The sequence below is a fragment of the Enterococcus sp. DIV2385 genome (assembly GCF_051711925.1).
GTDB classification, from domain to species: domain Bacteria; phylum Bacillota; class Bacilli; order Lactobacillales; family Enterococcaceae; genus Enterococcus; species Enterococcus faecalis.
On record NZ_JBIONV010000002.1, the window covers coordinates 55,011 to 79,436 of the forward strand.

The window sequence follows — 24,426 nt, forward strand, 5'->3', positions numbered from 1 at the left end:
TTCTTAGATTATTAATGCGTTTGCAGTAATATTGTACTAAAAAACATGCAATAAGGGAAGGGCGTAGCTGCTTCTTTTTTGTTGACCTTCTTTAATAATGTGTTATACTAATAATGCGGAAGACATAAGTTCGATATGAACAGCACAATAGCCCAAACCTCGTCACAGGTTTGGGCTATTTTTTTCGTCTTGCGGATAGACGTGTGGGCTAGGACAACTTGCATGGTTATCTGCTAATCATCTAACCAATGGTCAACTAGTAAGATTACTAGACCCACAAAAAGTGGGGCAATAACCAAAGACATAAGTTCGTACATAAACAGCACCCCCAATCGGAGGCAAGTTGCACAATAATTATAACATAAATTCGAATATACCTATACAGTAGTAAACCTTCAGTGTTTTACTTCAACTTTTAGCTCTCTTTTTAGTACGTATACTCGTTTACATAACGAGCATTTGTACTTAACTGAATCACTTGACACTCTGCTCGCAAGACACCCACACGCACACTGTACGTATGCAACGCTACTTATTTTATTGTTGTCTTTAATCACTGCACCCTGGTAGTTAAATTTCTTCATAAAATTCTCCATCATCGTAATAATCTTTCATAAAAGCATCGATTGATTCTTGTTCTTCATCTGATAATTCTGGAAGTACGACGTCCGCAAAAGGATTTTCCAATGTATCTACTGCAGACCACTTCAAAAAGTTATGAGTTTTAATATAGCGTATGTCATAAAAATCAATTTGAAAATCTCCAATTAAAACAACATCAAATTCAGCCATGCCACGAAAAACTCCGAAAACATGAGGTTTTACACGACCATATTCGTCTAACGAATTTAATTGAATTTCTAGCACTTTATTTTGTTTAATTGAGCGATCTAATAAGTATTCTATTTGTACTTGAGATTGTTGTGGAAGCCTTTCAATCTCTCGTGCATTGAATTCATTAGTTTCTTTGATTGCTGCTTGCAACTCTCCTAAAGGGAAAGCAGTTGGCCACTTCAAATTAAAAGAGCGGTCTACATAATCGTTATAAGGTGTAAATTCCTTTTTAGTTTTCTTCATTTGTTAACCTCCAAGACCGACGTTGCCACCTGCATGACCACCAACTAAGCCCGAACGATTCACAGCTGTCGCCCCTTCAAGAAGTGAGGACGCATGAATCAATGCTTTAAAACCAAATTTCTGACGGATTTTATCAATTAGAAAGTCTAACTGATTGTTTATTATTTGTTCTTCAGGAGGGGAGAAGAGATCTATTTGAAGTGTAGTATCCCAAACCAGCTTTCCAAAGGAGACTCCTAAATTTCGAATATCCATACCATGAACATAGTTTTCTCGAAAAAGTTTCAAAACATGCTCGGTTAACACTTTTGTGTTGTTGCTACGAGCGATTTTAAGCTGTTTTCGCCAACCAGACCTGCCCAGTCCATCAACTTGTCCTTTAGAATAACCAACAAAAATTGACACACATTCAGTTTGACAGTTTGAATTTCTTAACCTGGTTGCTACCTGGTCTGAAAGTTCCTTCAGCACTAATTCAATTTGATCCTTTCGAGCATAGTCTCTAGGTAATACTTGACTATTACCGAATGATTTTTCTTTGGCCACCTGCCTTTTTTCTCCTAAAAAACTACGATCAATGCCCCAAGCATGTGCGAACAGTTGTAATCCCATGACACCAAAGCGGTGTTTTAATAGATAGGGATCTGCATGTGCTAAATCATAAATCGACTCAATTCCTGACATCTTTAAACGAGCTGCCATACGCTTGCCAATCCCGCAAAATTCAGTGATAGGGGAGATAGCCCAAACTTTTTCTTGTACATCTTCATATCTCCATTCTGCAACAAAACCTGGTGTATTTTTTGCTTCATTATCTAAAGCTAGTTTGGCCAATAATGGATTATCACCAATGCCAATTGTAACGTATAATCCCATATGATTATAAATGACACGCTGAATAATTCTGGCCAATCGATAGGCCGTATCACAATTAAAATATCTCAACGAAGCAGTTATATCAATGAAGCTTTCATCCACACTAAAAACAGAATGGTCTTCATCTGCCACAAACCGTTTGAGCAGATTATTAATTTCACTATTTCTCTTCATATATAAATTCATTCTTGGTGGAACAATAAGCAATTCTGGGTGATCAGGCACTTCATCTTTACGAGTCACATTAGAAATTCCCAGGACTTTTTTTGCCATTGGCGAAGCAGCAAGCACTAATCCGCCTGCATTATCCGCACCACTCATTACTATAAGCATTGTCTTGAGGGGATCTAAGCCACGTTCTACACATTCTACGCTCGCGTAAAAGGATTTTACATCGATACATAAAACATCTCTCCGGGGTTCTTTGGAATAATCAAATTTCATGCAAAAAACCGTCCTTTCGAGTTACATTATACGAACTAACGTTCTGTTTTGCAACAGCAAAATTTCAGTTTTCCGAATTATCTTGAATTTAAAGTAGCTCAGAAATCTACAGTCATTATTTTTTTAGTTTGTTTTTAACGCGCAAGTAGATATCAGTCAGCCAGTAAATAATTGTAATTAATACTGTTATTTTTAGAAAGTTCACCATAAATACTAGATTGAATGCGTATTTTAACCACAAAAGCCATAATATAATCGCGATAACTACTTTTCCAAAGGTATTCACTTTCCTAATTAATAACCAATGTAAAAAATCTTCTCCTTTGTTTTTAGTAGCTCTATATTCTTCTAGAATATTTTTTTTCATGTTTAAACCTCCTTTATTATTTTAATTTTATAAATTCTTGACTTATAATTAAATATTAATTAACATTTAATTATAAAAAGGGGAGTTAATTATGAAATTTAAAAGTGTTTTATTTTTATTTCTTGCTAGTATCATTCTATTCGGATTTTCCCAACAGACAAATGCAGAATCACAAGAGTCAAATGTTACTCCAGCACAAGAATCTTATGCACCCGATGTTTTAAATGAACAATTATCGTCTAGCTTATCTACTACCGACGCTGTCCAACAAAGTGCAGCATATGCTCCTAGCACTTGGTATTACACAACTTACCGTTCGTACGTTGGATACCCGCCTGCAACAATTTATGTTTCAGTCGAAAATACAGCAGTTAAGCGTCGATACCACGGATATTTGACACTAATTTCTACAGGCTATGCTCCAGGAAATTGGAGAACCTACGCAGGAACTCTCTATCTTCAAGGAGGACCTTATCCTATTCCATCATCTTTAAAAGCTACAGACTTATTAGTCAAGCAAGAAAATTAATTTAAGTCCAAAAAATAAAGAAAAGAAGATTTTTAACTTCTTTTCTTTATTTTTTAGTCTTCTGAAAATTTATTTTTTTCATCACTTTTAGAAGATAAATTTTTCTGTTGTTGTCCTATATCGTAAACTCTATCAATTGGGTTTTTGTTTATTCCACCTGATCCAGTATCGACCATTGTTCCCCAGCCCTTCTTTACTGGGCTTTTACCTTGACGCTTCATAGCTTCAGCTTTTTTTCTTATTTTATCATGTTTCTTTTTTCTTCTTTCTTCTAAAAAATCAGAAAAATTAGTAAATATACTCATTTTATCATCTCCTCTGTAGAAATAATGCTAATCAACTAATTGTAATTCAGACTAAATTATAAAAAATTATATCATATTTAATATTTTAATCAAATTATAACAATTTGTCGGTTAACGTAATACAGAATCAAACAAGTATTTTTTATGGAGTAGAATTTTTCTCTACTTTATTTTTCCTTCTTTCTCTTTTCTGCAGTAACTCCGTAATGCTGACGATACCTTTTAAGAGTCCGTCTCGTCTGTTAATACCTTTCTTTCTTCAACTTCTTTATCTGGTACACCTTCAAGAAATAGTTAAAATCCCTATTGGAGTCGTGCATCGTTTTCGCTATTATTTCATTTACCTCTTATCTATCTTTTTGTTTTGCCTGTCTGATATCCTTTTGTCTTGTTTCATATTTCCAGCAAAAAAAGCAATTCCTACTGCACCTGAAGAAAAGACAAATTCTAAAGCTGACCAACGAAACAGTACCGTTAAAATTAAGATAATAAATATTGCGATCACTAAAACGGCGTCTTTTGTTCCAAAATTCAAATACCCAAAATTCATTAAACTCTCCACCTTTTTTAAATTATTGAAAGTACACAATCAAACAATCTTTTTTACTTTTTCAATCGTTTTGAGCTACTTCATTTATTTTTTCATCAATTGCGATATAGTTGCCTTGATACAATTTGTAATCTTTATTGCATCTATCACATTTAAACTGATTATACTTTCCTAGTTCTCTTTTAGCTAATTGACCGCAGTCACAATCAATAAAAGTAACTATATTACTTTTGTTCCATGTGCTGATTTCGATCCCCCAATGATCATATATTTTTCGAACTACCATTTGTTATCCTCCTTATAACTATATTCTTTAATCATTTCCTTGAATTCTTGTTTTGTTTTAGGGTTCGTTCGTATGACTTCTTCAGCTAATTCTAAAAATACCTGCTCAACTTTTTCTGTCATGCTCTCAAAAATAATCAACGGGTTCTCTTCTTTCTTTACTCGATTCTTATATCTTTGGAAGTTTGCTGAATAGAGGCGCCCATTTGACATTATCTCTATCCCATAACCTGTTACTAAAGAATTTTTCAACAACTGAATAATCTTTTCTCTATTCTCTATGTTAACCACTCCTGAATTATTTCTCACTAAGTAACTGTTCTTCCTTTGCTTGTTTCTTGATTCGTTTGAGTGTAGATAACGAAATTCCTGTTTTCTTTTCTACTTCCCGCATACTGTTTGTTTCCATTAACTCGAGTGCATGTTTATATTTATCATTCAGAACTCTTTTCGGACGTCCTTCTCGATAGTTTTTATTATTTGCTCTATGCCACTGTTTTCCTTCTTGGGTTCGTGTCACGATTAAATCTCTTTCAAATTGCGCAAAGCTCCCTAACATGTTCATCATTAATGTTTGCATAGAATCACTTTTATTTGGTTCAAAGGTTAGAGCATTATCTAAGAAGGTGATAGTCACTCCTGAATTATTTAAAGAAGAGATAATCGAATTTAAATCAACAATACTTCTGGCCAGCCGATCAATTTTCGTCACTAAAACTTTATCGCCAATTTTTACAATCGAAAGCAGCTCTTCTAATTCTTTTCTTCCTTCTTTTTTTGTTCCCGTATATTTTTCACTGAATATTTTTTCTGCTCCGGCTTTTTCTAGTTTTTGAATCTGGGTTTTGTAATCTTGATTACTAGTACTCACTCTTGAATAACCATAAATGGCCAAAATTTCATCACCTTTTCTGAACATAAGTTTTTGACACTTTATAATTCCAAGTATAGCACGAAAAAACAAAGAGGTCAAAAACTTTTAAGTATCTGAACCCGACGAATTAATTCTAAAACATCTAATCTCGATTACCTAACTAAATTACACTAAGTTAATTAAATGTAGTATATAATCATTTAAAACTAATTAATTATTTAGTATAATGAAAGACAAGAGGTGATTGTATGTTAACCACAAAATCTAGAAAACAAGGAAGTTCTGTAGTATTGACATTACCATCTAATAACGGACAGAAACCAAAAGCAGACCAAGAATATATAGTGATGTATTCTGATGATGGGACAATTACGTTAGTCCCTAAATTACAAGATCCATTTAGTGGTGGATCAGAAGGGGAGTACTACGAAAAAGATGAATGGTATGACATTGAACCTGGAGGGAGAGAATTATTTTAATGAGTGACGAAAAGAAATATATTCCTAAAAAGGGCGATATTGTATGGATAGATTTCGATCCTTCAGCTGGAAAAGAAATACAGAAAAGACGTCCAGGTCTAGTAGTTTCTAGATATGAGTTTAATAGAAAGACAATGTTTGCAGTAATTTGTCCCATAACTTCTACAATTAAAAATATGCCCACTCGTTATACATTACCTGATGAAATGGAAACTCATGGACAAGTCGTTATTTCCCAATTAAAATCTTTAGATTTTACAGAAAGAAAGTTAAGCCAAATAGAACATTTACCATTAAAGGATATGGCTAAAATAGATCAAATCATTGAATACATTTTTTAATTATAATAGGAAGAAAGAATACATATAATATTTAATGTTCATGAATTCTTTCTTTTTATAACGTCTATTTACTATAACGTATTATAGTAAATAGACAGAAAGGAGGATAAATTGAACCTAAGAAAAATAGAACATGAAATTGAAGAAATATTGTCTAAGGATACTCATTCATGGGTGCGTCTATACGAGCTAATAAGAGAAGTAGAATATAGTAAATTATGGCGTAATGAGTATAGTTCTTTTACACAGTGGATTAAACATTTAGCATATGTAACAGGAGTAACTGAATCTCTAATATGGAAAAGAAAAAAAGCAGGAAAAATATACTTTGACTACCAACAACGAGCAAGAAATAGGGGAGTTAGTGTTCCTAACATAGAGGACGTAGAAGTCAGTCCAGATAACTTTGAATTAGTAGAAAAAATTAGCCAAGGAAACAGCCAAATAAAAGATGAATTAATGCAACAAGTTTTAGTAAAAGATATTAAGCGATCTGATTTAGTAAACACTTGGTCAACTATTAAAACGATTCAAGCTAAAGAGGGTGGAGGAATCGTTAAAAAGAATAGATACTCTAAAATTGATAGTAGTGACGAACAAATATTTACTATATCTGATTTTTCGTTTGCATTGTCAGAAAGTTCGTGGTTACAAATTGCTAAGAATTCATATCACAAAGGAAAATCAGTTTATAAGCTAATTCCCAATTTTTCCTTTTATTCTTCGTTATTGATGAGATCTGTTACTTTAGATTTTTTATTGCTAGAAAACGTGTCTAGTAAATACACACAAGAATTAAATACACATAGCATCGAAATAGTTTTTTCGGATAACAAACTTAACAATATAATTTTAAATACTAAAACTAATTATAGCTGGGTCGTTGTTCCTGAAGATATCTCACTCATTGCACTTAAACAGCTTCCTAAAGAAATAGGATTATTAAAAATTTCATCTAAAAGAATAATACAAGTTGTTAGGAATGCAGCACTTACTAACGAAACTAGTAAATTAGATATTTTACAAGCATTCATCGTTAAAACTATATAAATTAATATCTTATATGTAGAAAAAAAGTGTTTATTATACATCATCAATAATCTATCATGACGATGCAGCATATCTCAAAAATGGCATTGAGTTTATTTTTACCATATGAAAAAATGGGAATAGCAAGTGTCTTTATATTTTTGATTGTTATGTGGATTTCGTGCTAAAATACATTGAAAAACTTAGCATGAAAGTTGAAAAAGTTATTGAAAAAAAAGGATTAATAATTAATAGGCGGTGAATTCAGTTGTTAGAAAACAAATTAGGTATTATTAACCAACTTGAGTTAAACAGAGTTGAGGAACGTGTCAGTAAAGAAAAGGCAAAACAATTATATGACTCTGGAGATATTGACAGAGTAGAAATTGGAACATTCAAGGGGCTATCATATATTCATAATTATTTGTTTGAAGATATTTATGAATTTGCAGGTAAAGTTAGAAGTCAAAATATTTCTAAAGGAAATTTTCGCTTTGCACCAGTAATGTACCTAGAAATCGCTTTAGAACATATAGATAAAATGCCCCAAAGAAATTTAGATGAAATTGTAGCCAAATATGTTGAAATGAACATTGCACATCCTTTTCGTGAGGGCAATGGTAGAGCAACGAGAATATGGTTAGACTTAATTTCGAAAAAAGAATTAAAGCAGGTTGTAGATTGGAACTTAATTGATAAAGAAGATTATTTATCTGCAATGGAAAGAAGTCCAGTCAAAGATTTGGAAATTAAATATTTAATCTCAAATGCTTTAACTGATAAAATTAATGATAGAGAAATCTTCATGAAGGGTATTGATATTAGCTATTATTATGAAGGGTACACCGAATACAATGTTGAGGACTTATAAATTAAAGGCTTCAATTTAAAGAAAAATTCAAGTTGTTACGCATGCAGCACTTACCAATGAGATTAGTAGTTTATATGTCTTACAAGCGTTCATTGTTAAAACCGTTTAACTTAACCTTTTATATGTAATAATAAAAAACATTTATTATTTTTCATTAATGATCTATCCTGTTAATGTACCATACAACAGAAGAAGAAGGGAATGGTTAAATGAAAATTTCAGCTAAATTATTTGTTTTAGGAATAGGCTTAACTTTTGGAGGTCTTATAACAAGTGTTCCAGCAGAAGCAAAAAATATTGTGACGAGTAACTATGAATTAGGAAGTTTTGCTCAAAATGACCCTGTCAATTATTCCTTACTAAGAAGTAAACGCAGCCTCAGTGAAACACCTCCTAGAGTGGATTTTATCGATATTTCCTCTCATAATGGAGAGATTTCTGTAGAACAATTTCAAAAGATGAAAAACATGGGAATTAAAGGCGTAGTAGTCAAATTAACTGAAGGAACAACCTACAAAAACCCGTTAGCCCCTAGTCAAATTACCAATGCCAAAAAAGCAGGTCTAACTGTTTCAACATATCATTTTTCTTGGTTTGAAAATCAACAAGAAGCAATTGATCAAGCCAATTACTATGCGGATTACGCAGAAGAATTAGGGCTATCCCAAAATAGTGTCATGGTTAATGATGCAGAAACAACACCAATGATTAACGCAGACGCCACAAAAGTTTCTGTCTACTTTAGAGATCAATTAGCAAAACGTGGCTTCAAAAATGTTGTCCATTATTCTAGCGCTAGTTGGTTCAATAATAATTGGATGGAATATGACGTTTTAGGTAAAGAAAATAGTTGGGTAGCAGAATGGCCGGCGAACCCAAGTGCTAATAATTTATTGCACACAGATACAGCTGCTTGGCAATGGAGTAGTCAAGGTTCTTTTGATTTCATTCCTGGATCTAACTTTGACTTCAACGTAGATTACCTAGGACGCTTTACTACTAACTAAAAAAGAGCGATTCTTTTTAGAATCGCTTTTTTTTCTGTCTAATCGACCACTGAATAAACATTAGTTATTATGTTATATATTTAAATGTAAATTATTCAACGCAGGTTTTTGTTTGTTAGTTTCAAGTAAAAGCTTGCAAAGTTATTCATGATTCTGTATTCTTATATTTATATTAAAGGAGGTGGTTTAATTGACAAGTGATTCGATAGAAGGTGAGCAGAGAACTTTAGTATGTTTATCCTATTTCTTAATTGAATAAGAATACAGTAGTGCATCAAAAATTACTTTTCATTACCAGGATAGTAATAGATGGGCTTTTTTGTGTTTAACTATATTAAGATAGGGGTTTAAAATAATTTATGGAAGAAAAAAATATATACCAATTAAATATTAATGAAGTATTAAGAAAATACAATATATCAGATTTAGAAAACGGTTTAACAGATAAACAAGTTAAAGAAAGTTTGTTAATGTACGGATTAAATAAATTAGAGTCAAAGAAGATACCAAAATGGAAACTACTTCTTAGACAATTTAATAACATGATAATCTATATTTTATTGTTTTCGGCATTGCTTACATTGATAATGGGACATATCTCAGATGCCCTTATTATTGCATTAGTGGTTATTGTCAATGCACTGATTGGCTATTATCAAGAGGCAAGTGCCTCAGACGCTTTAGAGCGAATCCAAGAAATGCTATCTTCTGAGGCAACTGTGTATAGAGACGGGATCAGAAAAGATATTCTTTCCGAAGAAGTGGTTGTTGGTGATGTTGTCTTTTTAGAAGCTGGTGATAATGTTCCAGCGGATTTGAGAATCGTTGAAGCCGATAATTTGAGGATCCAAGAATCTGCTCTGACTGGTGAACCTGATTCTGTAGAGAAGACTGAAGAATCTTTAGAAACGACAGACATACCACTTGCTGAAAGAGTTAATTTAGCTTTTGCTTCAACTTCTGTTACTTCTGGTAGTGGCATAGGAGTTGTAACTTCAATTGGTGAAAAGACTGAAATAGGAAAAATATCAACTGATGTTAATAATACGGAAACTAGAAAAACTCCACTCATGAAAGAGATAGATGGCTTAGGTAAAGGAATTACTTATGTCATCATGGCGGTAGCAATAGCTTTGTTTGTTTTTAGTTTGATTTTAGAGACTTATTCTTTGTCAGTGCTATCTCTTGCCGTAGTTACAATGATTGTGGGGTCTATCCCTGAGGGATTACCAGCCACAACTTCCGTTGTTCTAGCAATGGGTGTGAGTGATATGGCTAAGAACAAGAATACAATAGTTAAGACCTTGCCTGCTGTAGAAACATTAGGCTCTGTAGATGTTGTAGCTACAGATAAAACAGGAACTTTAACTAAAAATGAAATGACTGTTAAAGATATTATTTTTTACAAAAAATATCTTCAAGTTACAGGAGATGGATACAAACCCAAAGGAGAGATTCTTCATAATGATTCTCCAGTTGTAGTCGATAACCAACTTGAATTGTTTTTAGAAGCTGGGTTTGAAGCTAATGATACGGTGCTGGTGAAAGAAGAGGACCGTTGGACAATTAATGGAGAGCCTACAGATGGTTCTTTCTTAACGTTGTTTTATAAGCAATATTCTTATCCTGAGAAACCAGACTATGAAGAAATAGACATGTTACCATTTGACTCAGACTATCGATACATGGCAAAGCTTGTTGAAAATAGTCACAAAGAACGGATTATTTTTATAAAAGGTTCTCCCGATAAACTTTTTCCAATGGCACAATCTTTTGATTCTTCATTTGACGAGAAATATTGGTTTCAACAAGTAACAGAACTTTCTGAGGAAGGAAAAAGAGTTGTTGCTGTTGGATTCAAAAAAGTCTCTTCAGATATTGAGGAAGTGACACATGAATTACTTAGTCAGGGTATAGATTTACTGGGAATTGCAGGAATCATTGACCCTCCAAGAGAAGAAGTTATTCATGCCTTAAAAGAAATGAATCGTGCGGGTGTGCATGTCAAGATGATAACGGGTGACCATCCTTTAACAGCCAAAGCAATAGGTGAAAAACTTTGTTTAGCTCCTAAGATAAACGTGGTCACTGGTGCAGAACTTGACAGTATGTCACACGATGAGTTTAAGAATGCAGTGTTGTATAATCAAGTATTTGCAAGAACCACACCAAAAAATAAAATGGATATTGTGGAAGCTTTACAAGAAAGTGGAAAAGTAACTGCAATGACGGGTGATGGTGTCAATGATGCTCCCGCTCTAAAGAAAGCAGATATTGGTGTAGCCATGGGAATGAACGGAACTGATGTTGCAAAAGATTCTGCGGATATGATTCTAACAGATGATAATTTTGGAACAATGTCTGTAGCCATCAGAGAAGGTAGAAGAATTTACGATAATATCAAGAAGAGCATATTATTCCTTCTGCCAACATCTTTCGCTGAAGGTTTAATCATTGCTTTTACAATTTTGACGCAAAAAGAAATGCCATTACAACCAACACAATTATTATGGATTAATATGGTATCAGCAATTACAATTCAGTTTGCTTTTATTTTTGAGCCTGCTGAAAAGGGGATTATGCATAGAAAACCACGTAAAAATGGGAATCGTTTGTTAAATAATCATGATATATGGCAAATGGCTTACGTATCGGTTTTGATGGCTCTGATAAGTATTATTTCATATGAATGGTTATTGGCAGAAGGTGTTAGCCAAGCAGTTGCTAGTACTATGATGATTAATGTTGTGGTATTGAGTAAGATATTCTACTTATTCAATATTCGTACTAGTCAACCGGTAATATCAAAAAGTTTCTTTAGTAATCCAAAAGCCTTTGTAATAATTTTGATTATGATTGTTCTTCAGCTAATTTTGACCTATGTCCCATTTATGCAATCTTTGTTTTACACTTCTGGGATGTCAATAATTCCCTGGGGTATTTCGATTGCATCGGGTATTGTCATTCTTATTATCACAGAAATTGACAAGTTACTTAGGCTAAAAACAAATAAACAAACGTAATAGCAATATAACAGACAAAAAATAAAAATTCGACTAGAAAAATCTAGTCGAATTTTTTAGTGTAAAAGCAGTTGGTGGATAATAACTGTATGTTCTCTTGTGCTATAATAGGCGTAAAAGTGAATATACATTTCAGGAGATGATTTAGTAATGGGATTAAATGCATTTTTAACAGGATTAGCCAATTTAGAAAAAATAAGGAGAGCTCCAGGTTTTTTTAAATATACTGAACACACAGTAGCTGCCCATTCATTTAGAGTAGCAATGATTGCTCAAACTTTAGCTGATATAGAAGAGGTATCCGGTAATAAAATTAATTGGCAAACTCTATATGAAAAAAGTCTAAATCATGATTATACGGAAAGATTTATTGGTGATATAAAAACACCAGTGAAATATGCTAATAAAGAATTACGCAGCATGTTAGCTTCTGTTGAAGAAAGCATGACAGAAGCTTTTATAAATCAAGAAATCCCTAATGAGTTTCAAACAATTTATCAAAGAAGACTTTCAGAAGGAAAAGATGATACTTTGGAAGGTCAAATTTTATCTGTTTCAGACAAAATAGATTTAATGTATGAATCATACGAGGAAATTTCTAAATCAAATCCAGATAATGTATTTAAGGATATGTTTTTCGATGCAGTAATAACAGTAAAACAATACAGAGAGCTAAGTAGTGTCCAATATTTTTTTAAAAATATTTTTCCAGAACTAATACAAGATGACTTTTATGGAAAACTTTCGTTCCAAAAAGAAATAGAAACTATCCTTAATGATTGAATATCCAATAATTCTAAAAATCTACTTTTTAGAATAGAAAAAATCCTTTTCATACTTATTTTTTCATATAAAAATGGTTAAAATCGAAAAGAACAAATTTAAATATCTTGAATAAGAAAAGTTCCAACACGAATAATACAAGTTATTTACTCTTTGAAATACCAGTAATAACAAAAAATACGAACGAAATACTCCTTTTAAACATAAAAGTTTCGGTTAATCTTAACTTTCAACCTTATTATCCCACTTTGAATAATACATCTTATGTTAACTAGAGAATTATTGACCCTCCACGTACGTAGTTTGTTTTTGCATTAAGAATACTAATCATTTCAAAAAAATTTGCTGTCTAACTCTGTTAGCCTCTTATAATTTCAATCATTACTAATATAGCTAGATAAAAGAACCAACAAGGGATACCTTAATTGGTTCTTTCTAACTTATCACTATAAAATAATTGTTTATTGCTTTTTATCTATTTGTATAAACATATAGCCATTTAATTAATTGCGTCTTCTATATTTTTTTAATCCACCAAATACAGCAAGAGCTAAAAATATTAATATTGTTCCTATAACATAAAATAGATTTGATTTTTGTTCTCCCGTACTTGGTAAATTTGCTTTAAAATTATTTGTTTGTTTACTTTGACGAGACGAATGATTATTTTTATCAATGTTTTGGTTAATAACTTTGTTTTTCTCTTTAATTACTAATTTAACTGTTTTGGTTTGACCATCTGTTGTTTGTAATGTAACTTCATAGGTTCCTGCTTTTGAGAAGTCTACTTTTGAGAAGTCTGCTGTTACTTCAAGCTCTTTGCCATCTTTATCTGTTGCAGTAGCTTTGAAGTCTGATACAGTTGGTGTTTTATCTCCTACATACATGCTAAAGTCTGAGCCACTGATGGATTGTTTGTTTTCTTTGATTACTAATTTAACTGTTTTGGTTTGACCATCTGTTGTTTGTAATGTAACTTCATAGGTTCCTGCTTTTGAGAAGTCTACTTTTGAGAAGTCTGCTGTTACTTCAAGCTCTTTGCCATCTTTATCTGTTGCAGTAGCTTTGAAGTCTGATACAGTTGGTGTTTTATCTCCTACATACATGCTAAAGTCTGAGCCACTGATGGATTGTTTGTTTTCTTTGATTACTAATTTAACTGTTTTGGTTTGACCATCTGTTGTTTGTAATGTAACTTCATAGGTTCCTGCTTTTGAGAAGTCTACTTTTGAGAAGTCTGCTGTTACTTCAAGCTCTTTGCCATCTTTATCTGTTGCAGTAGCTTTAAAATCTGATACAGTTGGTGTTTTATCTCCTACATACATGCTAAAGTCTGAGCCACTGATGGATTGTTTGTTTTCTTTGATTACTAATTTAACTGTTTTGGTTTGACCATCTGTTGTTTGTAATGTAACTTCATAGGTTCCTGCTTTTGAGAAGTCTACTTTTGAGAAGTCTGCTGTTACTTCAAGCTCTTTGCCATCTTTATCTGTTGCAGTAGCTTTGAAATCTGATACAGTTGGTGTTTTATCTCCTACATACATGCTAAAGTCTGCGCCATTGATAGACTGTTTGTTTTCTTTAATTACTAATTTAACTGTTTTGGTTTGACCATCTGTTGTTTGTAGTGTAACTTCATAGGTTCCTGCTTTTGAGAAGTCTACTTTTGAGAAGTCTGCTGTTACTTCAAGCTCTTTGCCGTCTTTATCTGTTGCAGTAGCTTTGAAATCTGATACAGTTGGTGTTTTATCTCCTACATACATGCTAAAGTCTGCGCCATTGATAGACTGTTTGTTTTCTTTAATTACTAATTTAACTGTTTTGGTTTGACCATCTGTTGTTTGTAGTGTAACTTCATAGGTTCCTGCTTTTGAGAAGTCTACTTTTGAGAAGTCTGCTGTTACTTCAAGCTCTTTGCCGTCTTTATCTGTTGCAGTAGCTTTGAAATCTGATACAGTTGGTGTTTTATCTCCTACATACATGCTAAAGTCTGCGCCATTGATAGACTGTTTGTTATACATATAAGTTAAAAACACCTCAGTTGGTTGACCATTATCACCATATTTACCTGTAAGCGTTGTAGGTTTTGCTACAGAGAAATAATACTTCTGATTATTAACGGTAATATCACTATTATCAATCACATAGCTATCTCCAGGATTTCCAGTAAGAGTTAGGTCTTCTCTTATTTTATTACCTGAATCATCTTGATAATGAATTGTAATATCCGAGTAAATTGTAACTTTTACTTGCTTTGTAGCTATCTGATTTTGACTATTTTTGACGCTATATGTTACTTTAAATTCTCCATTAATATGTTTTTCCCATGCATTCTTTAACTCGTTAAAATCTAAAATTTCAATTTGATTAGTAAGATTCCCATCAGTCAAGTCTGTTGCTGTTACACCTTTAAGTAGCCAATCATCAAGGTCGCCAACATCAGCTCCTTGTTTTAGTACCTTATCTGTAGCACCCAAAATCTTGGGGATAAATCCACTACTTCCCGGAACATATGCCACCTTATTGGTCAAGTTAGTTACAGAGATTCCAGGATAATAAGTGTCTGCTGTATATGTCGATGTTACTGTATATTGTCCAGTAACATCGGGAGCATATAAGGGAACGTTTATCCTATTATAGTTTATTTTTATACCATTTTCCCAAGTAATACTAACAGAATTATCATCGTTAATTTTGTACTTTATATATCCATCACTTGTTGCTTGATCCAATGTTAAATAATTAATACTCCCTAGACCATCATCTATAGACACGCGAATTAAAGATGGAATTATTTCAGAACCAGGGCCCGTTCCTGAAATTGTATATGTTCGATTAGTTTGAGATGAAGTCAAATTTCCTGGATCTAAAATGTATGTTACAGGTAAGTATTTTTGGTTTGGATCATAAATACTATACCCATCAATTGAAACTCCTTTAGCATTATTGTCAACAGCTATATTTCCTTGGTTACCAGCATTAGCTTGTACTCTTGTTTCTACTCCCCCGCCTCCAGGAGCTTTAGTGACCTGAAATTTAGCATTTTCAATATCTATATCTGTAGAGTTTTTATCATCAATATATTGGCCTGTAAGAATTTGAACTTCAGAAGTTTGTTGAACTGCTTTTGTTGGGACAAACCAGTTTAATGTAAAGCTTCCAGAGAAGTCTATATCTGTATTAATTGTATAAATAAGTTGACCTTTTCCTGGGTCTACAGAGTATTCACCATATGCGGAACCGTCAACAAAACTCCAATTATCAAAGTCAAAATACTCTCCTGAAACACCTGAGATGATTATTTTAGTCCCTTTTTTGATGATATTGTTTTCAACATTTGTAATTTTAGCAGAAACCCACAGACTAATACCCGAGTATTGACTATTTGATTTTCTAGATATTGAAATCTCAGGCATTTGAGCATAGTCAGAGTCAACATCTTTAGTAGCGTATTTAATACTATTACTTATATCCTCTTCACTAGAAAGATTATTATTAGTACTATCTAGGTTATTTGCAGTACTACTAAATGTGCTTTTTTCGGTCTTTTCTTCTATATTATTACTTTCTTCTTTATTGAATAATGACTTTGAAGTTGTTGTTCCTATTTCTTCGGGATTTTTTGTTGTATCATTTCCTTTATCAGGATTTCCATCCATATCTTTAGTATCCTCAATGGAAGCATCACTACTATCTTTAATTACATTATCGTTATCTCTATCAGAAATACTAGATTGTGGTTGACTATCTACAGTAACAGCGCTAGCATAACTTGGTAGAATGATGGAGGATATTAGCACCCCTATTGAGATAACATTTGTTATTTTTTTCATTAAAAATACTCCTTTCAAATATAATTCACAATTTTAATTGCATGAAATACTTTAAAACTATATATATTTATTAGTATATCGAAAACATTAATGACTTTCAACAACTTTTTTATCCAATACAAATATTATTTTAATCTAATTCACAATAAATTTCGCGGTATCAATTTTTTTAATTTTGTATTTTGAGCAAGAAAAACTTTCTTTTTCTAGGAAGTATTATATATAATAGCAAAAGAATGGAGGAATAGAAATGCAAAAAGCTTTATTGATAATTGATGCCCAAAATGATTATTTTGAAGGAGGAAAATTTCCATTATGGAATACTATAAAAACACTAGAGAATATTGAACGTGCAACAATCAATTCATTGAATGTAAATATTCCGATTATTTTAATTAAACACGTAGCTGACCCTTCACTAGGGATAGCCCCATTTTTTATTGAAGGTACAAACGGTGTAGAACTTAGAAAAGAAATTATTGAAAAAGTCCCAGATCCAATTGTAGTAACTAAAGCGTACGCGGATGGTTTTTATAAAACAAACTTGGAATCCATTTTGAGTAATTATGGGGTTAAAGAAATTGTTCTTACAGGGATGATGACGCAAAACTGTGTAACCCATACTGCTATATCAAAATCAGCTGAGAAATACAAAGTAAGTATCCTTACGGATGCAACGTCAAGCGCTAGTGAAGAAATCCATCTAATTGGTTTAGCGGCACTAACCTCACGACCCGAAATTTCTTTGACTACGGTTACAGATTATTTCAAGAGTTAACTGAGATTTACAAAGACTTGTATCTGTAATTACATGAGAGTTTTTCTTAACAGGACCTACTAACAATAATGTCCTTTATTTTTAAAATTGGTCACCTCTTGCTTAGTACCAATAGTACAGGTACCAGCTTCAATATATTATAGCCTGAAAAAGAACCAACAGTTGTACCTTGTTGGTTCTTTTTCTGATAATCCATTAAAGTAAAAACTGTAACAAAAGTATTGAAGTTCCATGAATTAAAGTGCGGAGCTTTTCATGAAAGATAGCTCCGCTCGCAACAGTTCATTCTCATGTTCCAATTCTTGTTCACGTATCCGTGTTTTTTCACTTGAACGAGTTTTTTTTGACATAGAAGGTCTTCTTTTCGGTTTTGATGAAAGGTCTTGTATGCCTTTTTGGAGAAATTTCTGATGCCAAGCCAAGACTAAGGTATCATTTGGCAGACCATATTTCAACGCAACAGTCAGATAAGAGTCACCACTCGTTAAATAATAATGTATGTATGATATCCTGCTTGAAATTGGAATAGTGACGGAAGAGTAATATTGGTTATTTACGCTTCGATGAAGTTCGTTAAACCCAAATTTTCCAACTGCTTTAACCAATTTAAGAACAGTTTAGAACGAAGTAATGTCAAACTGATTCGCTAGAGTCCAATAATCTCCTGATCCATTTTGATAAACTTCTACTACTTTTTTCTTGAATTCATAATCATATTTTTCAAATTTAAATGCTCCCCCAGTGGTAGACCAAAAAAACTAACTTTTGAAGCGCACTATGGTCAATTGCATTTTTGTTCTTAATTTTAGTGTAATTCCTTGTAAGATAAATACAATAAATAATTTGTCTTCTCAATAAATTGATAGATTGCCAATTTTATCGAAGTGCTTATACACTTCATTTTATTTAATTTACTCTCTACCTCTTCCTTGTTATAAGCAAAAAAGTTATCTTGCCATACCAGCGTTATTACTAATTCTTCTTCACATAAACTTATAAAATACGTACATCCATAAGAATTTCCTCTTTCATTAGCATAAATTTCCATATTAATCATTCTCTCCTTTTTTATGATCGTCTCCAATGACTATTTTACCACTATTTGTTATTTCTAAACTCCGTTTATTGAAGAAGCGAAGGTTCTGATGACGGATATGGAGCATCGATTGGTAATGCGTTTAAAAAACTTCAAAAAATAAACTTTATACGCAGACCAAGCGCAAAAACAGTGAAATATTTCAACAATATAATTGAACAAAATCACTAGCCAATTAAAGTCAACATAAATTTTATCAACGTTTACGAACTACCTTAGTTACGATTAAAGGCATGGAAGCGATTCGAGGAATATACGAAAAAGCCCAAAAAAAGGAACTAACTTCAGCTTTTCAGTCTGTACTGAAAGTAAGATATTATTGGGAATTCCAGCTTAATTTAGTTAGAAATACATAGACTTATATTTTATTTATAAAAGTTTGCAACAGAACTGGGGAATATATCTATTGAAATGTGGTATCCCAAAAAAGCTTACCAAAAGATACACCTAAATTCCGAATGGCTATTACTGGAATGAAGTTTTATCGAAAAAGCTTCAGAATATGTTCAGTTAACATTTTTGTGTTGTTGCCTCGAGCGATTTTCACCAACCAGACCTGTCTATCCCCCATCAACTTGATCTTTAGAATAGACAATAAAAATTTAAACACATTCAGTTTGACAGTTTGCATTTCTTCACCTAGTTGCTACCTGCTTGGACAATTCCTTCAGTACTAATTCTACTTGATCTCTACAAACATAGTATCTAGGTAACGCCTGATCATTACCGAATGATTTATAGAATTATACTATATTCATTCGCTTTTATATTGAACTATTCTGTTTCTATGTTTCCGTGTACCCCATGCTTTTTCTATTTTAAAGAATAGATTCTATTTCTTTATAGTTTTCATTTAATTTGCGAACGAAAACAGTTGACCGAGTAAACACATTGAGTTATACTTCATTTATTAATAGGAGGTAGTATTTATGACTAAAGAAAAAAACATTATAATCGGTAAAAAAATATCAAAAATATACGAAAAAATGTTAGCATTCCGTAGTAAAGAAATTAAAAATTTAAATATAAACCCAAATGACTATAACTATTTTTTAACAATTTCAGAGTATCCTGGCTGTAACCAAAATTTTATAGCTAAAAAAAGAAATGTCAATAAATCTTATGTGACTAGAATAGTAAATAAATATGAAAAACAGGATTTGTTAAAAAAAATTCCTAGTGAATCCAATAAAAGTGCATATTCTATATATTTGACAGAGTCTGGTAAAAATCTTGTTAACAATTTTAACAAGGTAATTTATGATTTAAACGAATTTATAGTAAGTAATTATTCTGATGAAGAATATGAAGACTTAATAATTAAATTAGAGAAATTATTAAATATTTTGGAGGAGCTGTAAATGAAAAAAATTTCTGTACTAATTTTATCATTATTAACTTTGATGGCAGGAGCTGTACTTTCCCCATTGCTGTCAGGTATTTCCAACGAATACTCTACTGTTAGCCCAGTTTTTATAAAATCTTTAGTAACTATACCCTCACTATTGGTTTTTTTGCTACCTTTTTTACTACCTCAAAAATTTATTAATTTTTATTCTAATAAAACAATACTTTTGATAGGTCTCCTTTTGTATTCAATTGGTGGATTAATTCCTTCTCTTTTTAAAATATCGTTTTCAAGTTTTATGTTTTGTAGAATTATTTTAGGAATTGGATTAGGATTGATTGCCCCCAGAGCAGTATCCTCTATTAATACCATTTATGAAGGTAAGGAAAAAGAAAAGATGCTAGGCTATGCTGGTGCAATGAATAATTTAGGAACTATTACAGCAGTTTTATTTTCAGGTTTCTTAGGGACTTATAATTGGAAAAATGGTCTCTGGATTTACTGGATTTCTGTTATTGCATTCATATTATTATTGATATATTTCCCAAAAGAAAGTTCAAAATCTAATCATACAGTTGTACCTAAAAATATGTCACTAAATGCTGGTTTAATCTCTATCTATTTAACATTATTTTTAATTACTATCATTTATTTTATTATTCCAACGAATCTATCTTTTTATATTTCTACTATTACTGATCATAATATAACAACAATAACTGGAGTACTTATGGCAATAACATCTGGAGCGGGGGTTATCAGCGGGGTTTTTTTTAGTAAGATTTACGATATTCTAAAAGAAAGAATTAGTTCGGTACTCTTCTTATCTTTTTTTCTATCAATGTTAATTATTTACTTCCACTTCAATATCTATTTTTTACTTATCGCACTGCCAATAAGTGGGTTTTCTCTAGGAATTGGAATTCCTTACTTTAACAAAAAAATAATTCAATACTCTAAAGGTCAGAATGAATCGAAGACTATAGAAATAGGAACTTCTCTCTTATTTTTAGGACAATTTGTATCCCCATTTTTTATAGATTTTTTCAGAAAATTATTACAACTTCCTATATCTACTGGTACTTTTTTAATAGGATCTCTTTTATCGTTAGTACTGCTGTTAATCAATTCATTTGTAAATAAAAAAGATTTGAACTAATTGTTCAAATCTTTTTTTTACTTCTTTATTGTCTATTAATGGATTGAAAACAAACATTTATAAGTCTATTTATTTAATACTATGTTCTCCTTTTACTTTATTCAGATTATCTTTAATACAAACTTTATAAAATGATACAAATCGTTCCTCACGATCAATAAATCTAGTAAAAATTGGATATAGACTAATAAAGTAGACTGATTTGTAAATGGTATACTGTCTATAATTAGACATAAAAATGAAAGGAAAAATACATATGTCTAACTACAAAAAATATGATGAAGATTTCAAAAAAAGCCTAGTCAATCTTTATCATGGCGGGAAAACTCAATCTAGTTTATGCAAAGAGTATGGCGTTTCTCAAACAGTAATCTCATGATGGATCAAACTCTATTCTGAAGTTTAAATAGAATGAGGAAATCTTCTTACTGCTAAACAAATAAGAGAACTTCAAAAATAAAAAGCTGCTTTAGAAGAGGACAATCTTATCCTAAAAAAAGCAATTGCATATTCACGCCACACTCCACCAACGACTAAAGGCTATTTCCTTACTTCAATCAGAACACACTATGCCTTAGTTATGTCGTGTGTTAAAAGTCAATCGTAGTATGTTTTATAAATATGTCAATAGAACCCCTTCCAATCGTTTTCTTGAAAATCAAGAATTAAAACGGTTGAGTGTACCGTCTAATGAAATCAATGAATTTACCAAAAATGGCAACTGTGAAACCAAAATTCCGCTATCAGAAATCTGCGGTTTCTTTGACTTGCCCCAACTTATTACAACAACAATTTGAAACAAGTCAGCCTAATAAAGTATGGACAAGTGATATTTCCTATATTACAGAAAAAAATGGATTCGTTTATATTTGTATTATTTTGGATTTTTTTCTAGGAAAGTGATTGCTTGGAATGTCTATAATAAAATGACGGCTAGTATTGTTTGTGACATCTTAGAAAAAGCTGTCAGTAAAAGAAAAACTACCTCCTCAGTTATACTCCACTCTAATAGAGGATCACAATATCTTTCAACCCAACTTCGACAGATTCAAGAAAAACTGACGATTGTTCCACCCTACTCAAAAATAGCTTATCCATGGGACAACGCTGTAGCCGTGTCTTTCTTCAAATGGATGAAACATGAAGAGTTAAAACGCTATACATTATATTCATTAGAAGATGTCAAACTTGCTTGTTTTAAATATATCTATGGTTGTTATAATCCTAGAAGACCTCATTCAGTAATCGATATGCTTTCTCTAAATTTGAAAGAAGAAATTTATTGGCAGCCCCACTAAAAGTATTCTCTTTTTATGTCTACTTAATTGACATCTATCCAATTCTACAGTTGATTTTCAGCAGACATTTCTTACTAACACCTGATTCTAGTGGATTTCACAAAAAGCTACTCCAATTTAAATATCAGGGTGATAGTCTTTTAAATCTAATTTATTTTTCTGATAAATAGATAAGATATCACGATACTTAGAATTTTCTAAAATAAGAATCCATTCTTGTATGAGATACATATAACATGCAGGAATGGTCCTTCTAATATTTCAAAGCAGTTTACTTGAAGTTTATCCGTAACTGAATTCTTTCTGTTATAGCTAGAAGTAAATACGACGAAGATAATTCTAGCACAAAGAAAACACCTACATATCCATTCTGAGGCTCCTCCTTAAAATAATGGACTAATCCGTTATTTGACTTATCATAGTACCATAAAAGGCATATTCATTTTTCCTTTCTCTATCAACATACTTTGTACCAAATTTAATAAATGGAGTAGCGGCAGAATTTCGAAATTTTTGTACGGTTTGCCCCACAAATACTGATGTGCGAGCCTTTTCAAATCTCTTGAGAATCTATGTTTAATTTGTGATAGTTTCACTAAGTCCCTAGGCGCAACTAGTCGAAAGAAAATAGAGAAAAGTTCATTTAGGAACGAGTTAAGAAACTGATTTTCCATTTAAAATACTCCCTTCTATTTTATTTCGCACATTTCCCGTAAACGATATTTTTAGGAAAGGTTAACATAAAAAAGTAGAAAAATAAATATGAAAAATTCACAATTTTTTGCTACCTTACAAAAATATCAAATTCCGGTTGGCCCCCCAAATGGCAAGTTAAAAATACTAAAAATAATATGTTTAAAGTACAAAAAAAGGGTAGCATAAATTTTTATGCCACCCTTTTTTTCTTCCCCACTTGTGGGGGTAAATGTATTAAACATTTTTAAGCACATTCTTTCTCAAAACATAAAGATAAAAGATAATTTATTTGTATTTAGTTTTCTTGTAATGTTCTTGCCTGTTATTTTGTTCCTAAGGTATAAAGGCTTACTAAGAGATACCACTATTACTTTCCCCTTACCAATTACTCAACTTTAACAATCCAACCTTCCGGTGCTTCAATATCGCCAAACTGGATTCCAATCAACTCATTATACAAACGTTTAATTGTTGGACCTACTTCTGTTTCTGAATAAAATATATATGAATCTTTTCCGTCATCAATTCGTCCAATAGGCGATATAACTGCTGCTGTTCCACAAGCTCCTGCTTCAATAAATTTATCCAAATCTTTAGCATAAACTTCGCACTCAATTGCTTTGAGTCCTAATCGATGCTCTGCTAAATATAGAAGAGAGTATTTAGTAATTGAGGGTAGTATAGACGGACTCAATGGTGTAATAAACTCATTTTCAGATGTAATTCCGAAGAAATTTGCAGCACCAACTTCTTCAATTTTAGTATGTGTACTTGGATCAAGATAAATCGCATCTGCATAACCTGAAGATTTAGCAACAACTTCCGCTTGCAAAGAAGCAGCATAGTTTCCACCAACTTTGGCTCCCCCCGTACCAAGAGGAGCTGCTCTATCATAATCTCTTGATATAACAAATTTTGAAGGAGTCAATCCATCTTTAAAGTAAGAACCAACAGGCATAGCAAAAACAGTGAAAATATATTCTTCAGCAGGTTTTACACCAATAACATCACCAATTCCAAGCAAAAGCGGACGAAGATATAAAGTTGCGCCTTTTCCATAAGGAGGAACAAACGCCTCGTTAGCTTTTACAACTTGTTTAACTGCATCAATAAACATTTCAGTTGAAACTTCTGCCATACAAAGACGACGTGCTGTTTTTTGTAAACGAATGGCATTTTGATCAGGACGAAAAAGTTGAACCTTCTTTTGTTCGATATGCCTTTAATCCTTCAAAACCTTGTTGTCCATAATTCAAAGCAGGCGAAGATTCACTGATATGAAGTTTATTATCTCCTGTTAGTTTTCCATTACCCCATTTTCCATCTTTAAAATGAGCAATATAGCGAAAAGGCAAATTCCGATAGCTAAATCCTATAT

At 32.1% G+C, this 24,426-nt stretch carries 25 protein-coding genes and 3 pseudogenes; 15 read left to right on the top strand and 13 right to left on the bottom strand.

The window, feature by feature from the left end; all coding sequences use genetic code 11:
• Positions 1-233: 233 nt before the first annotated feature.
• The 5 genes from IGM04_RS13765 to IGM04_RS13785 form a co-directional block, all read right to left on the bottom strand.
• Entirely contained in the window at positions 234-317 is an 84-nt protein-coding gene (locus IGM04_RS13765; RefSeq protein ID WP_115256601.1) for a type I toxin-antitoxin system Fst family toxin, read from the bottom strand.
• Between the two features lie 78 nt (positions 318-395).
• Positions 396-596: an excinuclease ABC subunit C gene (locus IGM04_RS13770; RefSeq protein ID WP_240466857.1), complete on the bottom strand. Its 201-nt coding sequence runs from the start codon at positions 594-596 to the stop codon at positions 396-398.
• Positions 571-1,077 carry a hypothetical protein gene (locus IGM04_RS13775; protein ID WP_086318240.1) on the bottom strand — a complete coding sequence of 169 codons (507 nt, stop codon included), beginning with the start codon at positions 1,075-1,077 and terminating at the stop codon, positions 571-573. Before IGM04_RS13775 ends, IGM04_RS13770 begins: the two co-directional genes overlap by 26 nt.
• Positions 1,078-1,080: 3 nt before the next feature.
• Complete coding sequence (locus IGM04_RS13780) at positions 1,081-2,397, bottom strand: Y-family DNA polymerase (protein WP_086318239.1); 1,317 nt, start codon at positions 2,395-2,397, stop codon at positions 1,081-1,083.
• Between the two features lie 115 nt (positions 2,398-2,512).
• Positions 2,513-2,764 (bottom strand): hypothetical protein, encoded by a 252-nt coding sequence (locus tag IGM04_RS13785; RefSeq protein ID WP_086318238.1) that lies wholly within the window; start codon positions 2,762-2,764, stop codon positions 2,513-2,515.
• 91 nt (positions 2,765-2,855) lie between these two features.
• Here IGM04_RS13785 and IGM04_RS13790 point away from each other — a divergent pair, with 91 nt between their 5' ends.
• Positions 2,856-3,293 (top strand): hypothetical protein, encoded by a 438-nt coding sequence (locus tag IGM04_RS13790; RefSeq protein ID WP_086318237.1) that lies wholly within the window; start codon positions 2,856-2,858, stop codon positions 3,291-3,293.
• 53 nt (positions 3,294-3,346) lie between these two features.
• Here IGM04_RS13790 and IGM04_RS13795 read toward each other — a convergent pair whose 3' ends face one another.
• From IGM04_RS13795 to IGM04_RS13815, 5 genes are all read right to left on the bottom strand, one after another.
• Positions 3,347-3,598, bottom strand: coding sequence for a hypothetical protein (locus IGM04_RS13795; protein WP_086318236.1), 252 nt, complete (start codon positions 3,596-3,598; stop codon positions 3,347-3,349).
• A gap of 340 nt (positions 3,599-3,938) precedes the next feature.
• Complete coding sequence (locus IGM04_RS13800) at positions 3,939-4,148, bottom strand: hypothetical protein (RefSeq protein ID WP_002363054.1); 210 nt, start codon at positions 4,146-4,148, stop codon at positions 3,939-3,941.
• 61 nt (positions 4,149-4,209) lie between these two features.
• A complete protein-coding gene (locus IGM04_RS13805; protein ID WP_086318235.1) occupies positions 4,210-4,434 on the bottom strand; it encodes a hypothetical protein in 225 nt (74 codons plus the stop codon).
• Positions 4,428-4,742, bottom strand: coding sequence for a hypothetical protein (locus IGM04_RS13810; RefSeq protein ID WP_016616017.1), 315 nt, complete (start codon positions 4,740-4,742; stop codon positions 4,428-4,430). Before IGM04_RS13810 ends, IGM04_RS13805 begins: the two co-directional genes overlap by 7 nt.
• On the bottom strand, positions 4,732-5,352 hold the full coding sequence (locus tag IGM04_RS13815; protein WP_179189170.1) for a recombinase family protein: 621 nt from the start codon (positions 5,350-5,352) through the stop codon (positions 4,732-4,734). The genes IGM04_RS13810 and IGM04_RS13815 overlap by 11 nt, the downstream gene beginning before the upstream one ends.
• 203 nt (positions 5,353-5,555) lie before the next feature.
• On the opposite strand from IGM04_RS13815, the gene mazE reads away from it, so the two are divergent.
• From mazE to IGM04_RS13850, 7 genes are all read left to right on the top strand, one after another.
• A complete protein-coding gene (mazE, locus tag IGM04_RS13820) occupies positions 5,556-5,786 on the top strand; it encodes a type II toxin-antitoxin system PemI/MazE family antitoxin (protein WP_000958277.1) in 231 nt (76 codons plus the stop codon).
• Complete coding sequence (locus tag IGM04_RS13825; RefSeq protein WP_001278770.1) at positions 5,786-6,127, top strand: type II toxin-antitoxin system PemK/MazF family toxin; 342 nt, start codon at positions 5,786-5,788, stop codon at positions 6,125-6,127. The genes mazE and IGM04_RS13825 overlap by 1 nt, the downstream gene beginning before the upstream one ends.
• A 111-nt stretch (positions 6,128-6,238) precedes the next feature.
• Positions 6,239-7,177 (top strand): hypothetical protein, encoded by a 939-nt coding sequence (locus IGM04_RS13830; protein ID WP_086318234.1) that lies wholly within the window; start codon positions 6,239-6,241, stop codon positions 7,175-7,177.
• Positions 7,178-7,424: 247 nt separating this feature from the next.
• Positions 7,425-8,027 (top strand): protein adenylyltransferase Fic, encoded by a 603-nt coding sequence (gene fic, locus IGM04_RS13835; RefSeq protein WP_086318233.1) that lies wholly within the window; start codon positions 7,425-7,427, stop codon positions 8,025-8,027.
• Between the two features lie 209 nt (positions 8,028-8,236).
• Positions 8,237-9,034: a GH25 family lysozyme gene (locus tag IGM04_RS13840; protein WP_016627046.1), complete on the top strand. Its 798-nt coding sequence runs from the start codon at positions 8,237-8,239 to the stop codon at positions 9,032-9,034.
• Between the two features lie 359 nt (positions 9,035-9,393).
• On the top strand, positions 9,394-12,057 hold the full coding sequence (locus tag IGM04_RS13845) for an HAD-IC family P-type ATPase (protein ID WP_086318232.1): 2,664 nt from the start codon (positions 9,394-9,396) through the stop codon (positions 12,055-12,057).
• Between the two features lie 150 nt (positions 12,058-12,207).
• Positions 12,208-12,840 (top strand): YfbR-like 5'-deoxynucleotidase, encoded by a 633-nt coding sequence (locus tag IGM04_RS13850; protein ID WP_086318231.1) that lies wholly within the window; start codon positions 12,208-12,210, stop codon positions 12,838-12,840.
• Between the two features lie 503 nt (positions 12,841-13,343).
• On the opposite strand, the gene IGM04_RS13855 is transcribed toward IGM04_RS13850, so the two are convergent.
• Positions 13,344-16,673 (bottom strand): bacterial Ig-like domain-containing protein, encoded by a 3,330-nt coding sequence (locus tag IGM04_RS13855; protein ID WP_438757073.1) that lies wholly within the window; start codon positions 16,671-16,673, stop codon positions 13,344-13,346.
• Between the two features lie 250 nt (positions 16,674-16,923).
• Here IGM04_RS13855 and IGM04_RS13860 point away from each other — a divergent pair, with 250 nt between their 5' ends.
• Positions 16,924-17,451 (top strand): cysteine hydrolase family protein, encoded by a 528-nt coding sequence (locus IGM04_RS13860; protein ID WP_010821187.1) that lies wholly within the window; start codon positions 16,924-16,926, stop codon positions 17,449-17,451.
• 805 nt (positions 17,452-18,256) lie between these two features.
• Here the strand turns inward: IGM04_RS13860 and IGM04_RS13865 are convergent.
• Entirely contained in the window at positions 18,257-18,499 is a 243-nt protein-coding gene (locus IGM04_RS13865) for a hypothetical protein (RefSeq protein ID WP_010821188.1), read from the bottom strand.
• Between the two features lie 114 nt (positions 18,500-18,613).
• Between IGM04_RS13865 and IGM04_RS13870 the strand changes: the two are divergent.
• The 6 genes and pseudogenes from IGM04_RS13870 to IGM04_RS13895 form a co-directional block, all read left to right on the top strand.
• Positions 18,614-18,884, top strand: a pseudogene (locus tag IGM04_RS13870) (IS6 family transposase); the annotation flags it as partial.
• Between the two features lie 592 nt (positions 18,885-19,476).
• Positions 19,477-19,908 carry a MarR family winged helix-turn-helix transcriptional regulator gene (locus IGM04_RS13875; protein WP_438757071.1) on the top strand — a complete coding sequence of 144 codons (432 nt, stop codon included), beginning with the start codon at positions 19,477-19,479 and terminating at the stop codon, positions 19,906-19,908.
• Positions 19,909-21,054, top strand: a complete 1,146-nt coding sequence (locus IGM04_RS13880; RefSeq protein WP_438757069.1) for an MFS transporter — start codon at positions 19,909-19,911, stop codon at positions 21,052-21,054.
• Positions 21,055-21,310: 256 nt separating this feature from the next.
• Positions 21,311-21,430, top strand: a pseudogene (locus IGM04_RS13885) (IS3-like element IS-LL6 family transposase); the annotation flags it as partial.
• 314 nt (positions 21,431-21,744) lie between these two features.
• Positions 21,745-21,957 (top strand): hypothetical protein, encoded by a 213-nt coding sequence (locus tag IGM04_RS13890; protein WP_086318283.1) that lies wholly within the window; start codon positions 21,745-21,747, stop codon positions 21,955-21,957.
• The gene (locus IGM04_RS13895) at positions 21,924-22,352 is read left to right on the top strand and encodes a DDE-type integrase/transposase/recombinase (protein ID WP_218776539.1); all 429 of its coding nucleotides are present in this window, start codon (positions 21,924-21,926) and stop codon (positions 22,350-22,352) included. The genes IGM04_RS13890 and IGM04_RS13895 overlap by 34 nt, the downstream gene beginning before the upstream one ends.
• Positions 22,353-23,433: 1,081 nt before the next feature.
• Here IGM04_RS13895 and IGM04_RS13900 read toward each other — a convergent pair.
• A pseudogene (locus tag IGM04_RS13900) lies at positions 23,434-24,424 on the bottom strand (branched-chain amino acid aminotransferase).
• Positions 24,425-24,426: the final 2 nt, after the last annotated feature.

Coding starts and splice junctions, on each gene's coding strand:
- IGM04_RS13765 (WP_115256601.1), bottom strand. CDS start 317: ATGTACGAACTTATGTCTTTGGTTATTGCCCCACTTTTTGTGGGTCTA.
- IGM04_RS13770 (WP_240466857.1), bottom strand. CDS start 596: ATGGAGAATTTTATGAAGAAATTTAACTACCAGGGTGCAGTGATTAAA.
- IGM04_RS13775 (WP_086318240.1), bottom strand. CDS start 1,077: ATGAAGAAAACTAAAAAGGAATTTACACCTTATAACGATTATGTAGAC.
- IGM04_RS13780 (WP_086318239.1), bottom strand. CDS start 2,397: ATGAAATTTGATTATTCCAAAGAACCCCGGAGAGATGTTTTATGTATC.
- IGM04_RS13785 (WP_086318238.1), bottom strand. CDS start 2,764: ATGAAAAAAAATATTCTAGAAGAATATAGAGCTACTAAAAACAAAGGA.
- IGM04_RS13790 (WP_086318237.1), top strand. CDS start 2,856: ATGAAATTTAAAAGTGTTTTATTTTTATTTCTTGCTAGTATCATTCTA.
- IGM04_RS13795 (WP_086318236.1), bottom strand. CDS start 3,598: ATGAGTATATTTACTAATTTTTCTGATTTTTTAGAAGAAAGAAGAAAA.
- IGM04_RS13800 (WP_002363054.1), bottom strand. CDS start 4,148: ATGAATTTTGGGTATTTGAATTTTGGAACAAAAGACGCCGTTTTAGTG.
- IGM04_RS13805 (WP_086318235.1), bottom strand. CDS start 4,434: ATGGTAGTTCGAAAAATATATGATCATTGGGGGATCGAAATCAGCACA.
- IGM04_RS13815 (WP_179189170.1), bottom strand. CDS start 5,352: ATGTTCAGAAAAGGTGATGAAATTTTGGCCATTTATGGTTATTCAAGA.
- mazE (WP_000958277.1), top strand. CDS start 5,556: ATGTTAACCACAAAATCTAGAAAACAAGGAAGTTCTGTAGTATTGACA.
- IGM04_RS13825 (WP_001278770.1), top strand. CDS start 5,786: ATGAGTGACGAAAAGAAATATATTCCTAAAAAGGGCGATATTGTATGG.
- IGM04_RS13840 (WP_016627046.1), top strand. CDS start 8,237: ATGAAAATTTCAGCTAAATTATTTGTTTTAGGAATAGGCTTAACTTTT.
- IGM04_RS13845 (WP_086318232.1), top strand. CDS start 9,394: ATGGAAGAAAAAAATATATACCAATTAAATATTAATGAAGTATTAAGA.
- IGM04_RS13850 (WP_086318231.1), top strand. CDS start 12,208: ATGGGATTAAATGCATTTTTAACAGGATTAGCCAATTTAGAAAAAATA.
- IGM04_RS13855 (WP_438757073.1), bottom strand. CDS start 16,673: ATGAAAAAAATAACAAATGTTATCTCAATAGGGGTGCTAATATCCTCC.
- IGM04_RS13860 (WP_010821187.1), top strand. CDS start 16,924: ATGCAAAAAGCTTTATTGATAATTGATGCCCAAAATGATTATTTTGAA.
- IGM04_RS13865 (WP_010821188.1), bottom strand. CDS start 18,499: ATGGAAATTTATGCTAATGAAAGAGGAAATTCTTATGGATGTACGTAT.
- IGM04_RS13875 (WP_438757071.1), top strand. CDS start 19,477: ATGACTAAAGAAAAAAACATTATAATCGGTAAAAAAATATCAAAAATA.
- IGM04_RS13880 (WP_438757069.1), top strand. CDS start 19,909: ATGAAAAAAATTTCTGTACTAATTTTATCATTATTAACTTTGATGGCA.
- IGM04_RS13890 (WP_086318283.1), top strand. CDS start 21,745: ATGAAATCAATGAATTTACCAAAAATGGCAACTGTGAAACCAAAATTC.